General features: G+C 54.8%; 13 protein-coding genes, 1 tRNA gene and 1 pseudogene. 11 read left to right on the top strand and 4 right to left on the bottom strand.

From position 1 onward, the window contains the following. Window positions 1-57: 57 nt before the first annotated feature. Window positions 58-1053: a beta-ketoacyl-ACP synthase III gene (locus tag VN577_11190; GenBank protein HWR15386.1), complete on the top strand. Its 996-nt coding sequence runs from the start codon at window positions 58-60 to the stop codon at window positions 1051-1053. Between the two features lie 38 nt (window positions 1054-1091). Further along, window positions 1092-1180 (top strand) — tRNA-Leu (locus VN577_11185). A gap of 303 nt (window positions 1181-1483) precedes the next feature. Here the strand turns inward: VN577_11185 and VN577_11180 are convergent. Next, a complete protein-coding gene (locus VN577_11180) occupies window positions 1484-2683 on the bottom strand; it encodes a hypothetical protein (protein HWR15385.1) in 1200 nt (399 codons plus the stop codon). Between the two features lie 204 nt (window positions 2684-2887). On the opposite strand from VN577_11180, the gene VN577_11175 reads away from it, so the two are divergent. From VN577_11175 to VN577_11150, 6 genes and pseudogenes are all read left to right on the top strand, one after another. Continuing rightward, window positions 2888-3667 carry a hypothetical protein gene (locus tag VN577_11175; protein ID HWR15384.1) on the top strand — a complete coding sequence of 260 codons (780 nt, stop codon included), beginning with the start codon at window positions 2888-2890 and terminating at the stop codon, window positions 3665-3667. A gap of 649 nt (window positions 3668-4316) precedes the next feature. Next, window positions 4317-4490 (top strand): hypothetical protein, encoded by a 174-nt coding sequence (locus tag VN577_11170; GenBank protein ID HWR15383.1) that lies wholly within the window; start codon window positions 4317-4319, stop codon window positions 4488-4490. A gap of 139 nt (window positions 4491-4629) precedes the next feature. Beyond that, a complete protein-coding gene (locus VN577_11165) occupies window positions 4630-5001 on the top strand; it encodes a LysM peptidoglycan-binding domain-containing protein (protein ID HWR15382.1) in 372 nt (123 codons plus the stop codon). 153 nt (window positions 5002-5154) lie between these two features. Continuing rightward, the gene (locus tag VN577_11160; protein HWR15381.1) at window positions 5155-5301 is read left to right on the top strand and encodes a hypothetical protein; all 147 of its coding nucleotides are present in this window, start codon (window positions 5155-5157) and stop codon (window positions 5299-5301) included. Window positions 5302-5313: 12 nt separating this feature from the next. Beyond that, window positions 5314-5658: pseudogene (locus VN577_11155) on the top strand (redoxin family protein). 25 nt (window positions 5659-5683) lie between these two features. Next, on the top strand, window positions 5684-6397 hold the full coding sequence (locus tag VN577_11150) for a hypothetical protein (GenBank protein HWR15380.1): 714 nt from the start codon (window positions 5684-5686) through the stop codon (window positions 6395-6397). 57 nt (window positions 6398-6454) lie between these two features. Here VN577_11150 and VN577_11145 read toward each other — a convergent pair whose 3' ends face one another. Further along, window positions 6455-8674, bottom strand: coding sequence for a glycoside hydrolase family 57 protein (locus VN577_11145; protein ID HWR15379.1), 2220 nt, complete (start codon window positions 8672-8674; stop codon window positions 6455-6457). Between the two features lie 210 nt (window positions 8675-8884). Between VN577_11145 and VN577_11140 the strand changes: the two genes are divergently transcribed. After that, window positions 8885-9562 carry a PilZ domain-containing protein gene (locus tag VN577_11140; protein HWR15378.1) on the top strand — a complete coding sequence of 226 codons (678 nt, stop codon included), beginning with the start codon at window positions 8885-8887 and terminating at the stop codon, window positions 9560-9562. A 70-nt stretch (window positions 9563-9632) separates the two neighbouring features. Here VN577_11140 and VN577_11135 read toward each other — a convergent pair whose 3' ends face one another. Continuing rightward, window positions 9633-10760, bottom strand: coding sequence for a M48 family metallopeptidase (locus tag VN577_11135; protein HWR15377.1), 1128 nt, complete (start codon window positions 10758-10760; stop codon window positions 9633-9635). Between the two features lie 333 nt (window positions 10761-11093). Here VN577_11135 and VN577_11130 point away from each other — a divergent pair, with 333 nt between their 5' ends. Next, the gene (locus VN577_11130; protein HWR15376.1) at window positions 11094-12389 is read left to right on the top strand and encodes a divalent metal cation transporter; all 1296 of its coding nucleotides are present in this window, start codon (window positions 11094-11096) and stop codon (window positions 12387-12389) included. A 20-nt stretch (window positions 12390-12409) separates the two neighbouring features. On the opposite strand, the gene VN577_11125 is transcribed toward VN577_11130, so the two are convergent. Further along, window positions 12410-13174, bottom strand: a complete 765-nt coding sequence (locus VN577_11125; GenBank protein HWR15375.1) for a response regulator — start codon at window positions 13172-13174, stop codon at window positions 12410-12412. Window positions 13175-13390: 216 nt separating this feature from the next. Between VN577_11125 and VN577_11120 the strand changes: the two genes are divergently transcribed. Next, window positions 13391-13636 (top strand): helix-turn-helix transcriptional regulator, encoded by a 246-nt coding sequence (locus VN577_11120; protein ID HWR15374.1) that lies wholly within the window; start codon window positions 13391-13393, stop codon window positions 13634-13636. Window positions 13637-14533: the final 897 nt, after the last annotated feature.

The raw sequence follows: 14533 nt of genomic DNA, 5'->3' as shown, positions 1-14533 counted from the left end.
ACATTTCTGCTCTGAATCACGCACAATAACGAATTACGTCATACAGGAGTCATCCCATTGAGTAATGTCCGCGTGAAGATTTCTTCGCTGGGGACCTTTGTTCCTCCGCGCATCCTTTCGAATTACGACCTTGAAAAGATGGTGGATACCACCAACGAGTGGATCCTTGAGCGCACCGGTATCCGCGAACGGCATCTCGTGGATAAAGGCATGGCCACCAGCCACATGGCTACCGAAGCTGCCAAGATTGCGCTCGCGAAGCGCGGTATCGAGGCGAGCGATCTCGACGCCATCATCGTCGCCACGGTCACGCCGGACATGATGTTTCCTTCCACCGCCTGCCTCGTGCAGGACCGGCTGGGCGCGAAGAATATTTGGGGCTTCGATCTCATCGCCGCCTGTTCGTCTTTCGTTTATGCCCTGCAAGTGGGGACCCAGTTCGTGAAAGCGGGCACACATAAGAAGGTGATGGTGATCGGTTCCGACACCATGTCGTCGGTCATCGACTACACCGATCGCGCCACCTGTGTCATCTTTGGTGACGGAGCCGGTGCCGTAATCCTCGAACCGAGCGAAGAGGAAAGCGTCGATATCTTCGACTTCATTCACGAAGTGGACGGATCAGGCGCATGCTCGCTCTTCATGCCGGGCGGCGGAAGCCTGAATCCGCCGACCCACGAAACGGTCGACAAGAAGATGCATTACGTCCATCAGGACGGTCAGGCTGTCTTTAAGTTTGCAGTTCGCAAGATGGCCGAAGTCTGCGAGAACCTGCTGAAGCGGAATGGTCTCAGTGGCAAGGACGTCGATTGCTTCATCCCGCACCAGGCGAACTTGCGCATCATCAAGGCCACGGCCGACCGCGTTGGACTGGCGAAGGAAAAAGTGATCGTAAACATAGATCGCTTCGGCAACACGACCTCCGGTACGATTCCACTGGCCATGAACACGGCAATCGAAGAAGGGAAGTTGAAGAAGGGCGATTTAGTGCTGGTGGCCGCAGTCGGAGCAGGATTTACCGTCGGTGCGACGTTGCTTCGCTGGGCAATCTAGCTGTCGCTCTATGCGATACTAAACATACGCCTGTTCCCGCCCGGATGGCGAAATTGGCAGACGCAGCGGACTTAAAATCCGCAGGACCGAAAGGTCTGTGGGGGTTCAAGTCCCCCTCCGGGCACCAGCCACGCCGATGCGTTCAGGCCGGTAAGTTCACAGGGGTTGGTTGGCCGACGCTCACTGCTACTTCCTTGAACTGCTCGACCATGCCCAAGCTGATGTTCCGCCTCAGCTTGTTATGCTGAACCTAATTCCTGAAAGCCGAGACGGCACTCGCAGAGGAAATTGAGGAACTGTGTCTTCGCGCACGGACCAAACTACAGCGGCTTCTTGAAGCTGCCAAACCGGGAAACGAAGCACCACCCGGCGACCGCGCCTACAGAATCAGTGATCACACATACCGAGCTCTCGCGCAACCACAGGTTGGCTAGCTGTTCTTCTGACCTGATCTTTCAATCTTGCCGCTAAGATGCACCCGAGCATCATCGTTCCAATGAAGTCCCGAGGTCGATGATAAGCGTTTTTGTCGTGAGAGCACTGCCATACCGCCAGCACCAAGCATCGGCGTTCCAATAACGAGAGACAATAGTGTTGAATCCATCTCAACCGTAGGGAAATAGTGCCTGCCAAGCAACACTGCTCCAATAACTAGGAAACTCAGGAATATCACCCAGACGAGGTAGCACACGAACAAATTTGAGTGTGCAAAGACTCCCGTGAAAGCAGCCAAACGAGCGGTGACTTTCGACGTGATCTTCTCCTTAGCTGTGGCTGGCAGAAGCTCACGGGAGTAAGGAGGCAATAACTCGAGTGTGTGTGAAAGCTTGAGTAATGCCGATTTCCCGATTGCAGCGGAGTTGTTAGGTAAATTGGGATCGTTGTCCTGCTTCTCAGGAATTTCGGAAAAAAAGTACAATGCCAGGTTCTGAAAGGCTTCAACGACCGTGCCTAAGTCTTTCTTATCTGCTATTCGGTCTCGGGTCTTGCTATGAAATTCTGCGAGAGCCGTCATTATCTTCTCGGTGTCCGGGTCGAGCCTGAACCAAGCGAAGCGTCTGTAGCTAGCCAGAAAAAGAGAAGGAAAGCGTTGTGCACTGTACTCCAAAACCGAATCCAATGCCGCTTCGTCGTGACGCTCGGGATGAAACAAGTGCGGCCATACGTTATAAAGGCGCCGCTCGTACTTCAGCGCGCGCTGAACGTGCGATTCCCTGCGATTCTTCTGATAATCCGACAGTTCGTCGGCACATGCAAATGATAGGGCAAAACGCATCTGAGGCAGGGAAAGATCATCTTCAGAGGGCCGCCTGGAATTTGAGAGTTTGCTCAAAACGAAAACCCCAACTCCAGCTAGCACGACAAAAGTAACCCACCAGAAAAAGAAGGAGCGAACTGGGAGAGTCCAGCCAGCTATGGTGAGTGACAACAACCGTTTGGAGCAAAGCCACCATACCGGGATTGGAGAAATAGGGATAATCGAGAAGACCAAGCAGAAATCGAAAAAGATTAAGATCCTGCTGAAGGGATTCGGGCGCAACTGAGCGTCGTAGGTTGATTTGAACTCGTCTTTAATCGAGGCGAAGTACTCCGACAATGCGAGAATTTCCTGGCTAACGTTGGAGGTCATTTCGCCCGCATTATATGCCCAAAGATAAGGAATCAATACCGGACGGCCCGAAAGGAAGGCGGTGCTGTTCCAGAATGGAACTGTTGTTGTCCCGGTGTACCGCTATTAGCTGTTGGAATTGAGTTGTGAGTTCTTTCCGTGGCTGCTAACGTTAGCGGTGTCTCCCTCCCCGAGAACTCCAGAAATGTGAACTGGAGAACGTCCATGCATCGAAGAGTTCTGGTGTCCTCTGTAGTACTTCTCCTTACTTTCGTTCTCGTAGATTCATTACATGCCGATAGTCTGGAATTTCCCGGAGCCATTCCGGGAACGACCGTCGTAACGGCAATTAGCGGGAGATATAGCGTTGGAACGTACAGTCACCAGTTTACCGAGGAAGAGTGCATATTTATCCGTTGTAGTCTCTACACCTTCGAACATGACAGGATGACAATGTGGGGATTTCTTTACGACGGGGAACAATACATCGATCTCAAGCCTGTCAGCCAGTTCGGCTACGACCCAGATGTTCAGATACATCCCACGTCTGTTAATTCAAAAGGTGAATACGTTGGGTATAGCCGTCTGAACCGGTCAGCAGAGCCGATTCAGAATGGATTTTCATCGACCCTAGGGGTTCCGCAAGACCTAAATTCTTTACTTGAGCAGGTGCGGTACGCGTTTTGGCGATACGGTGATCCATATCCCGGGATGGGGGTTGGAATAATGGGCACAGTTCCGCTCAAGATTAACAATGAAAGTCAGGTCTACGGAACGGTGATATGTCTTTATGAAGGGTGCGTGGGCGAGTTTTTGTTGGACGGAGCCAATGTGTACGCCAATTACGGGTCACACACAGAATTTGTGGAGTTGCCGAGCGGGATTTACAGAGCCATTCCAGAACCTAACAGCATTGCGGTGCTTGTGCTAAGCCTGTTGGCGTTTGGTTCCTGTCGACTTCTTCACAGAACGAAAAACAAATCAGGCCTAAGAAGCTTCTCATGAACTCTCTCTGCTTCGACAAAGTCGAGCACGCCCTCGATAGTCTCGGAAATGCAAGGTTGATCGCGAAACAGTTTCCGCTTCTCATTTTTATTCTTTGTGCTGGCGAAGGTGGCACTGGAAAACGCAGGGGCTGTTTGCGGGACGGGGGTGGAGGGCAGTCTATAACGAGCAGCTCCGGCTAAATTCTGCCTAATGGCCTCTGACAGGTGCATACGGAACGTGACATAGGGATGCTCTTCACAGGCATAAGCACCTGACCCTCTCCCTTGCACAGCCAGCCGAAACGTTTCCAGCGTTACTTGCGCTTTCTAAGTTGCAGGGACTTCCGTAGATCCGCCATCAGGTCGCTTCTCTCCGAAGCGATTTGTGCTGGAGCAGCAAGATGAGCCTCACGACCCAACCATTGGCTTAGCTCAGCCGAGTCAGCAACCACGTAGCGACCCTCCCGGCGAGTCGGCATTCCTGAACGTCCCCATCGTTGGGCCACCTCGACTGGCTGCCCAAGGAATGCCGCAATTTCCTGCCAGCCGCGGAGTCGGCGAGATGCCTCATTAGCTCGCTTTTCCTTCACCCTTACAGATATGCACCGATCAATTTGTAAGTTGCTCGTCTTCGAATGTGCATCCAACTGGTAAGATCAGTTCAGGATATGGATCCCGAAAAGACCATCGCCGAAATAGAGTGGCTGGAGCGCATTTTCGCACTGCCCGACGGCAGACCGTCTTCTCCTGCCGACCGGGAAGCTGCCAATCGCCGGCACGATCAGGCGCTGGCCTCCAGTCCGTGGTTCAAACTCTGGCAATCCTACGGCTTACCGCGTTAAGGCTTCTCTAAGAATCTCTTCGCCTGTGCAAAACCTCGCGCATCCTTGTGCGATCTGGGGCGATCTCAGGTAATGTAAGTCCGTCTCAGTTCCGAAACTCCAAAAACATCTCACATCCACCCAGAGAAGGAGCCGAGCAATGACTGATCAGGAACTCAAGAACAAATACCAGCCCGTAGCGGACTTCATGTCCGGTCACGGATTCCAGGTTCAGCACTTTCACGTCGAGAATGGAAAAGCCGTGCTCTCGGCGACAGCGCCCACCGAGCACCTGAAAAATCAAGCGTGGGACGAGATCAAGAAGATCGATTCAAACTTCGCCGACCTGAAGCACGACATCAGCGTGGGGCAGGGAACCATGTACGTTGTTAAATCCGGTGATAGCCTCTCCAAGATCAGCAAGTCGTTCTACGGAAACACGAACGACTACATGAAAATCGCCAAGGCAAACAACATCGCCGATCCCGATAAGATTCGCGCCGGACAGGAATTGAAAATTCCGGCCGCCTAGCAAACCGCATCTCTCAGCAGCCGCCGAACTATCGGCGGCTTTACTCTTTTTCGAGCCCTCTCGTCCCACTCATCCGTCCCGCTGCTGCTTCTTTTGGTTCCCCAGTTTCTTCCGGTATTGTCCGGTTTTCTCCCCTGTTTTACAGTCCACTGGATGGCAAGAGAAAGTAGCACGTTGAAGGTGGGTGATCGTGCTCCGGAATTCATGCTGTTGGCGGCGAATATGCCTCAGGCGATTTCGCTGCGGACAGTTCTGGAGTCAGGCCCCGTTGTCGTCGAGTTCTTGCGCGGTACCTGGTGACCGAACTGCGTAAAGCGCATGGCTCAGTTGGAGCCCTGGAAAAAGACCATTGAAGAAATTGGCGGCGCGCTCGTCTACATCGCAGCGGAGAAGAAGGATGGCATGTTTAATCCAACGAAATTCCTGGATGAACATCCGGCCTCATTTCCTTTTCTACTCGACGAAGACCGTGCTGTAACCAAGGCCTATGGCGTTTACCACCGGTTGGGAGTGGATGCCATTAACATCGCGCGTCCTGCAACGTTTGTCATCGGGCGCGACCAGAAGGTTCGTTACTTGTATGTCGGCGCCAGTCAGACCGACCGTGCGCCGGTGGAAGAAGTCTTAGACGCTTTGAAACGGGCTGCGAACGAATGATTCCCCCGCTTCGAAAGGAGCCTGCATGAAGAAGTACGCTGCACTGCTTACGTTGGCGCTGGTTTCCGGTGCCATGGCTCAACAGCAGATTGCGGACAACAAGCCGTCCGCTGCCGTTCCTCACAAGTCGCAAACCACGCAACAGGCGTTAACGCCGACTGCACGATCCAATGGCGAATGGGCACTTCCGGTCGGCACTGCCATCAAGATGAAGCTCGAAACCACGCTCGCCTCTTTCACCAGCAAACGCGGAGATCGCTTCGGCGGCCGTGTGGTGGAACCAGTCAGGCTGAATGGCAAGATCGTAATTCCGGTGGGTTCCGCCGTCGAAGGTGATGTTGCGAAGGCCGAAGAGTCGCGCCGCATCCGGGGAACAGGAACGCTAGATCTGCTCCCGCGCCTTGTGACGTTACCCGACGGCAAGCAGTATCGGTTGACGGCCGTCGTCGTGGATACCTCGAACCGTCCGGCGGTTGACGTAAATGACGAAGGCGAGATCAAGGCCGACGGTTTCGATCGCACTGACAAGATCGAAACGGCTGCGGCTGCCGGCGTCGGCGCGGGCATTGGCGTAGCGGCCGGTGGTGGCAAGGGGATGCTGATTGGCGCGACGATTGGCGCCGGCGCAGCCGTTGTCCATTGGCTCACGAAAACCAAATCGGCCATCCTGCCCTCCGGAACGGAGATCGTCCTGGAGTTGAGCCGTCCGATGCAGTTAAGCCAGGTAGAAGGTGATTAAGCAGGTCGGAAAATCGGCCTGAAAAGTAAGGCGGGCGTTCGGCGCCCGCCTTTATCTTTAGCTGCTCACGCTGTAGTTGTAGAGTTCGCTCTGCAGCTCTTCTTCACTGACGACATGCAGTTGCACCGCGCCCTCCACAGGCAGGGCATCGATCGGTAGCCCTTCCCGCCACAAGCTGAACCGCAAATGGATGCTGCTTCCTTGCTCCGCGCGTAAGGCCGTCAGCGGCATCTTGAATTCGAATGTCCGCGTCATCGTGACCTGCATCCCATTCGGTTGATCTTCGGACTTCAAAACGATCTTGTCCGAATCCGTATCCCGGAGCTCCCAGCGTTGCACCGACTTGTCCAGCTCCGCCATCAGACGCCAGCCGCTGTGTACCTGCCCTTTCGACTGGATATCAATGTTCACATTCAACTGCACCGGCCCGGTTGGCATTTCGCAGAAGTCCAGCCGTCCATATAGGTTGTTCTCATCCACGCCCGCGTAGAGTGCGTCCAGCAGGAATTGTTTTCCGTGCATGGCGCTGGTATGGCGATCGGCGTTGTAGATCGCGGCTCCCAGCCAGTCGAAATACCGGATCACTCCCGTCCCAATCCGCGGACGAATATACGCTGTCTGCGGCGAGTACACCGGACGCACCGCTCCTGCCGCAATCGGTTGCGCAAGGTAAAGTGGAACCTCCGCCCCCAGCAACTGATATACGTTCGACAAATGCTTGCGGTAAAGCTCGTCGAAGTCACGGTCGTTCGCCGAATGATGTTCCGGCCCGTACCACCAGTTCCAATCAGACCCCTCGGCGATTAGCAACTCCTCAAACGCCAGCTTCGCCTTCTCCGGATCCGCATTCGCGGCGGCGCGGTCATAGAACGCTCGCGCCTCATTCAGGTAGTCCCAGGCCTTGTTATCTTCCGGAGCGCCGATCCAGACATTGAAGTTCGCATTGATCCACGATCCCGGAACCAGATTCTCCAGCACCGGAGGCGATTTGTGCTCCTTCAGCGCTTCGCTCATCGTCAACGCTTGCATCGATGGATCATGCTGGATCGCGTCGTACACCCGCCGCAGGAACTCCCGCCCTGACTCGTGGTAGAACTCCCATGCATTCTCGCCGTCGAGGATGATCGGGATGAATGCATCATGTCCCTTATCCAGAACAGGTTTGGCGCAATCCTTGATGCTGCGGATGAAGTGATTCGCCGCTTCCACCGCCGGCATGCCCGAGTACACGAACCCGATCAGGTCGCTCAGCGTATGGTCACGGAAGATCATCTTCATCTTCGTGCTGCCCTTGCGGTACTGATACGGCGTGTAGAGTTGAACCGCCTGCTCAGGACGCAGCCTCCCCTCGTTCGACCGGTCAAAAGCCACGTCGATCGTCCGCCCAAGCACGCCTTCATCCGTCGCCATCCACTTCAGGCCGAGTTCCGCCGCGATAGCCACCGCCTCTTCGGACACGCTTCCTTCCGACGGCCACAATCCCACCGGACGCTTCCCAAACACTTTCTCGTGCAGATCGAGTCCACGCTTGATCTGTTCACGCGCGTCGTCCGGACGGCGAAACCTCGTGGGCAACGGCAGTCCGGGAACCGATACTGCTCCCTGGTTCGAATCGCAAATCAACGGGAGGATCGGGTGATAGAACGGGGAAGTCGAGAGTTCGATCGAACCTTTGCTTGCCGCCTGCTCGTGTGCCGGCAACACCGCCGCCAGGATTCGCCGCTGCCATTCAAGAACCATCTGCTGGTCTTCGGGCGAATAATCCCGGCCTTTCGCGATGAGCCTCGCTACCTCCGGTTCTTTCAAAAAGTATTCGTCGAACCACGCGATCTGCGACAACACCTGCAGGTCGGCAATATCTTGCGTCTGGAAAGAATCCAGCGCTTTCTCCGGGTTGTGTCCCGCGACCTCAAAGCGATGAAACAGCTCCTGGTATCGCGGATAGCGCCCGATCATTCGGCTCGGATTCGCCTGGAAAAGATATGCCAGTGCGAAGCGCCTTTGTTCCATGTTCAGGTCCGCAGCCGCTTTCGACGCCACCGTCAGGAACGGATCGCGCGCATTCCCCGACACATACTCCTGAATCTGCCAGATCAGAGACGGCACAAGGTTGAAGGTCTGATGAACTCCCGGAAACTCATCAAGCAACTTCACCATCCCGTAGTAGTCCTTCAATGCGTGCAGACGAACCCACGGAAGACGGTACTCACCTGTGATCAGGTCTTTGTAGAACGGCTGGTGCTGGTGCCACAGGAATGCGATTCGAATAATAGGCATGTCAGCTTACTTGTTTGACCTTTGAACGAATCATCAGTTTCGACTCTCAGGGCCACAATTGGCAAGCGCCAACGAGGGCCGCTCGCAGGATCTGTGCCCGCTTCTGTAAGTTCCCAATTCGGTTCACATATTGGAATGTACCTTGCTATTCATTGACACGAACGCTCTCCGCGATAGACTACGCGCCAGAGTTAAAGCGGAGAATCACCGTTGAATGAGAACAACCATCTGAGCTTCGAAGCAGGATTAAAAGAAACGATCGCCCGCATGGCCAGCCTTGAACGGTGGGAGTGGTGGCGATGGAGCACCGTTCTCATCATCAGCCTCGCCCTCACTGCGGGCCTGTTTTCGCTTGCGTATCCCGCCATGCGTCCGGATGTGGTTTCCATCAACCAACTCGACCTGACGCTTCAGGCGCTACTGGGGATGGTCCTTCTTTTCGACGCTTTCGCCTTCTACCAGCAGTTCAAGATCACGCGCATGCGCAGGGAACTAGCCAGCCAGATCGGCATGCTCTCCACCCTGGAAGCGCTCCGTCCACGGAACGCGGTCGAAGAGGTGCAGCGTCAGAATCGACGCAAGCTTCCGCGCTTCCTCTTTGACAAGCGCGTCATAGTCGCACTCGAGGACGGCAGCCGGAAGCTCATCTACGGACGTACTCGTGACATTTCAGAAGGTGGACTCGGCGCCGTTCTTGCCGAGCCGCTACCACCCGAAACCAAGGTCGTCCTTGAGATCCCGGTTGATTTCCAGTCAGACAAGCCGCTCAAACTGCACGCGGTCGTTTGCTATCGCCGGGGCTTCAGTCACGGCTTTGAGTATCAGTCGCCAGATCCGGCCGATGTCGCTATCATCCGCAGAATTTGCAGCACTTGCCAGCGTATTTAGCTTTTGTTGATCTGCACCCGCACAAAAGAAAACCGGCAGCCGAAGCCGCCGGTCTTTTCAACCTGATGATTTAGTCGCGACGCTTTAACGTCGGGCGATCATCGTCCTGCTTGTCGCCTGATTTTTTGTCGTCTCCCTGCGCCGTGCGACGCAACGTCGGAGCCTTGTCACCCTTATCGTCCACCACCTTGCGACGGTTCTCCAATTGGGCGAGTCGTGCTTTTACCTGGTCGAACTCAGAGGTACTCACGACGTACGTGTCCTTGCCCGGTAAAATGCTGGCGATCTCTTTCTGGCTTTCCTCGATGCGGTCTGGCGTTTGCGGATGCGTCGAGAAGGCCTTGGCCAGCGTGCCCGGTTTCTTCTTCTCTTTCGCCTGCAGTTTTTCAAAGAACGACACGAATCCGTTCGGATCGTAGCCAGTCTTGTACAGGTACTGCAGTCCGAGATAATCCGCTTCGCGCTCGAATCCGCGCGAGAACGTCAGGAAGGTCATCGGCAGGGCGAAGCCTGCTGCATTCCGAATGGCAAATCCGGTCCAGCCGCCAACGAAGATCAGCGGGATGCTGGCGAAGTTTGCCAACTGCGAACGCGTCATCTGGCGCATATGGTGGCGGGCTGCCACGTGAGCAATCTCATGGGCCATCACGCCGGCCAGTTCGGACTCGTCATCCGCTGCCAGGATCAGTCCCGAGTTCACGTAGAAAAAGCCGCCCGGCAGTGCCATGGCGTTCACTTCGTCGGAATCGATCACTTTGATGGTGAAGGGAACCTTCGCATCCGAATTGCGCACAAGGTTCTGGCCGATCCGGTTCACGTACTCGTTCACGACCGGGTCCTGCACCAGTTTTACGCTCGCTTCGATTTCCTGGGCGTACTGCTTGCCGATCCCAATCTCTTTCTCCAGCGAGTACCAGTTGCCGAGACCTTTTCCGCCGATGTTACGGTTTCCGATGGCGTCGATGTCGTCCTTGCCACCGCTCTTTTTTTCTTTCTTCTCTTTGTCTTTGTCGTCCTGCTGCTGGACGTTTTTATCGTCCTGCTGCTTTTGGACGCTCTGATCGGTGGAGGTCTTGTCGTCTTGTGCGAAGGCCTGGGGTCCTAGGCAGGAGAGAAACAGGGCCGCCACGAGTGTGAATGCGCGGAACTTCATACGCTTATACCCTCGCAGGCTCATCGTGATTTTTGGTGCTCTCACGGATGACTCCATTATAAGGCGGGTTTCCATGGTGCGATGAGCTGCTCTAACTATTGGACGCGCAAACCTACCACTTCGATACCGATATTTTGCGTTTCAGCCCGCCTCTCATCTGGTAACCCGATCATTGTAGAAAAGTCGCACCTTGAGGACGCCCGAATCCTGGGAATTTGGGGCAGGCCAACAGCTACATAGGACAGGAGTTAAATGGCGGACTCTTGCAGTACCTCCAACCTGGAATAACCCGTTCCGTGCTCCTGCACAACCTCAGGCCACAAACTGCCCATCACACGAAAGGAGCCACAATCTTCCTGCTCTAAGGTCTTTATCTGCATGCAGTTTCAGCTATTTGGCAACCGGGGCGGTTCTGGTTCTCCCCGGCCCCGCCGAGGTTCACCCGCTGACCGGGGCAAGGTAGTCCCCATTGCTGGCGAGGGAGGAGATCGCCAGGGAGCCATCAGCCGGATCATCCCCGGTATCATCGCCGGCGCGGCTGATCTCGATCCCGCCGCGGTCCTTACGGCCACGGTCGCTGGAGCCAGCTTTGGACTTTCACTCGGGTGGGTGGTTCTCCTTTGCATCCCCATCCTGATGTCCGTCTTTGGTGTCTCCGCACGCATCGGCCACCAGACTCGCCTCGGACTCTTCAAGATTGTCCGCGAGCACTTCGGTCAACGATACGCCGTCACCCTCGCTTCTATGGTGGTTGCCGTCAACGTGCTCATGATCATTGCCGACATCATGGCAGTGAGTGAAGCCCTCTCCATCATCCTGAACCTGCCTCCTGTTTATTTCCCGGCCTTCCTCGCCTTCACCGTCTGGTACATCCTTACGCTCGCCGGATACGAACGTGTGAACAGCACGCTCTCTCTGCTTGCGCTGTTCCTCTTTGCTTACGTCGGCGCGGCGGCGCTTTCCAATCACTCCATTACTCACATCGCGAAGGGGATTCTCCTTCCGCAGTTGAGCCCCGGTACTGGATATGTCATGGCCGTCGTGGCTCTCTTTGGATCGTTGCTTACCCCCGACGTCATCGTCTGGCAGACCAGCACCAAGCGCGAGCACGGCGCCACCTTCCATGAAGTTGAATCCAAGGTCGGATGTTTCGTTGCTGCCATGGTCTCTCTCTGCGCTGTAATCGCGGCCTCTACCATGAATGTCGCGGATCCCACTTCCATGACCACTCGCCAGGCCGCAACCGCGCTCGCCCCCCTCGGGGATCTCGGTCCTATTCTTTTTGCCCTTGGCATTATCGGTTCCGGGATGGTCGCATTGCCCATCCTCGTGGCGTCACTTTGCTTTAGCGTGGCCGAAGCGGCCGACTGGCGTTACGGACTCAGCCGTCGCCCTTGGGAGGCGCGTCGCTTCTTCATGATGATCTGTGCCGTCTTGTTCATGGCCGTGGTCGTCAACTATCTCGGCATCAATACGGTCCGTACGTTGTATTGGTCGCAGGTCATGGCTGGCATTTTTATCGTGCCAATACTCTTCTTCATCCTCTGGATATCGAATGATCGCCGGATCATGCGCACTACCAATTCAATCTGGCAAAACTTTTGGCTTGGCGCTGCCGTGGGTGGAATGATTGTGGCGAATCTGATCTTCTTCGGACTGGAATTGTTTACCTGATCTGGACGAATACTTCTTGGCTACGAGGAAGGCGAATCACTCTCCAGGTACTTCATTTGGAGTAACTCGCGGATTCTATGCACCAGTCGCTTCGGTACGATCGGGTGTGTCAGGTACTCATCTGCTCCAACATTCGCGGAACGCATCGCCGCTTCGGCACTCTTGTCGGATGCGGTGATGTGCACCACAGCGATGCGTGCCGTCTCTGGCATCCGCCGCAGTTCTTTGCAGACGTCGTACCCATTGACGTCGGGCAAGTGAATGTCCAGCAAGATTAGGTCCGGCTGTATCTCCAGCGCCTTGGTCAATGCTTCCTTGCCTGTCTCAGCCTCTGACACCTCGAAACCTGCTCGCGCTAACACTCGGCTGATCGAGTACCGATGCTGTTCAACGTCGTCAACGTTCAGAATGCGAGGTTGCTTGTTGACGGACTCGTCAATTACCACGTCCTCACAACGCACCTTATCAACTAGATCTCCAGGATGAATTGGCTTGGATAGCAGCAGGAAGTTGAATCCCTTCAGTCGAAACGGCGCGAACTCCTCCCCCAGCATCTGCCCCGAGAGCATGATGATCCGGACTCCAGGAAACATCTTCTTGATGGCGACGGAGGCTTCAATTCCATTCAACCCCGGCGGCATGTGGTAATCCGCAATCACTACGTCCGGACGGAACGTTCTCGCTAGCGCCACACCTTCTTCCCCGGAATACGTGGCCCGCGCTTTATACCCGGCGTGTCCCAGGATCGCCTCCAGGGTATCGGCGATCATTCGCTCATCGTCCATGATAAGGAATCGTGTTGGATTCGTTTCGGCCATTTTGTGTTTTATTCGGCGCGCTGGACGGATTGTCCTGGCCGACGTGCGACTCCTGAGGTTGTGCCCCTTTTGCGGCTGGCTTGTTGGCGTGTAAGAGTCTTTTCCAGTAACAGATTGCAGTCTGTGATATATGTCACAGAGTAAGCGAAGGCGTCTGTGGACAATGCGATCAAAGGGGACAACATGGGTGTTAGCAGATTATCGAAAGCGGTATACGAACTTCGCCAGAAATTGAACCTCAGTCAAACCGAACTAGGCGCCAAGCTCGGTGTCAGCGCCATGGCCATCTCGCGGTGGGAAACCGGGAGGAATGATCCTCCAGCGGATGCCATGGCAAAGATGGCGAAACTCTCGGGCGACCCGAAAACATTCTGGTTCTTCCTTGGCCAGGCAGGATTAACCAAGAGAGACTTCACAGGACGGCTTTGAACTGTTAGCCCGCAGTGCGGGTTTAAATCGTAGGGTAATCTGATTCCGGGTGGCGTGCTCTGTTTTTACCAGCAGCACGCCCCGGGAGATTTTGCCTGAATTGCCACTGCAGATTTTTTCGTGTCTCGGCCACTTCACGCTTCAGGTACCCCTGTTCCTCTCGCTGCAGCATCATCATAAGCATATGCAACCTTAGAGATTGACGCAGATGCTTTGCTATTGCCGCGTTCCTGGTCGCACGCTCTGTCTGATACCTTACGAAAGCTGTCACATTGTGAGTACCGTGCTCCATCCCTCTTACGATGCACTCAGAGCTCTATCGGTCACTCTCTCGGGCTCACCACGCCACCCGAATTCTTACCTGGCTCCGCTTCGTTCCTCCCGAGATCGTGAAGGCGCGCGATGAAAAGGCGGAAAAACATGGCCTCAAGGGCCGGCATGAATGCAAAAGAATCGGCCCCTCGCCCCCTGTTTCTTTCACTATGGGAAAAAAGTATCTTTGACACCGGCCGACGACGTTTTTGTGTCAAGGGGGTCACCGCGCCCTTTTTCCCGCAAAGTCCTGAAAACACTCGCAAAATAAATTTCAAAACCGTGGCATGATGCCCCCACCCAAATTGCTATCCTGAAAATGTAGGTGGTGAAGACGAATTTTCCGTCTCACCACCGTTTGTTTTTTCTTTTTTGTCATTCTGACCCTGACGCTGAAACGAAGTGAAGCGGAAGGGGAAGAATCCCTATAGCTACCACCGACTCTTCAGGGAGGAGAGCTTTTGCCGACGACCAACGACTAATGACTAACGACTTGCTTCTTCTAACTCCTTTGTTTTCATATATGCGCTGTCTAACTCCTTTGCTTTCATATACAGATTCTCCATATATGAAAACAAAGGACTT

The organism is Terriglobales bacterium (genome assembly GCA_035561515.1).
Taxonomy (GTDB): Bacteria; Acidobacteriota; Terriglobia; order Terriglobales; family Acidobacteriaceae; genus DATMXP01.
Note: the sequence above shows the minus strand (reverse complement) of the source record. Positions and strands in the feature narration are given on the sequence as shown.

Coding starts and splice junctions, on each gene's coding strand:
- VN577_11170 (HWR15383.1), top strand. CDS start 4,317: ATGGATCCCGAAAAGACCATCGCCGAAATAGAGTGGCTGGAGCGCATT.
- VN577_11150 (HWR15380.1), top strand. CDS start 5,684: ATGAAGAAGTACGCTGCACTGCTTACGTTGGCGCTGGTTTCCGGTGCC.
- VN577_11130 (HWR15376.1), top strand. CDS start 11,094: ATGCAGTTTCAGCTATTTGGCAACCGGGGCGGTTCTGGTTCTCCCCGG.
- VN577_11175 (HWR15384.1), top strand. CDS start 2,888: ATGCATCGAAGAGTTCTGGTGTCCTCTGTAGTACTTCTCCTTACTTTC.
- VN577_11125 (HWR15375.1), bottom strand. CDS start 13,174: ATGGACGATGAGCGAATGATCGCCGATACCCTGGAGGCGATCCTGGGA.
- VN577_11145 (HWR15379.1), bottom strand. CDS start 8,674: ATGCCTATTATTCGAATCGCATTCCTGTGGCACCAGCACCAGCCGTTC.
- VN577_11165 (HWR15382.1), top strand. CDS start 4,630: ATGACTGATCAGGAACTCAAGAACAAATACCAGCCCGTAGCGGACTTC.
- VN577_11180 (HWR15385.1), bottom strand. CDS start 2,683: ATGACCTCCAACGTTAGCCAGGAAATTCTCGCATTGTCGGAGTACTTC.
- VN577_11120 (HWR15374.1), top strand. CDS start 13,391: ATGGGTGTTAGCAGATTATCGAAAGCGGTATACGAACTTCGCCAGAAA.
- VN577_11160 (HWR15381.1), top strand. CDS start 5,155: ATGGCAAGAGAAAGTAGCACGTTGAAGGTGGGTGATCGTGCTCCGGAA.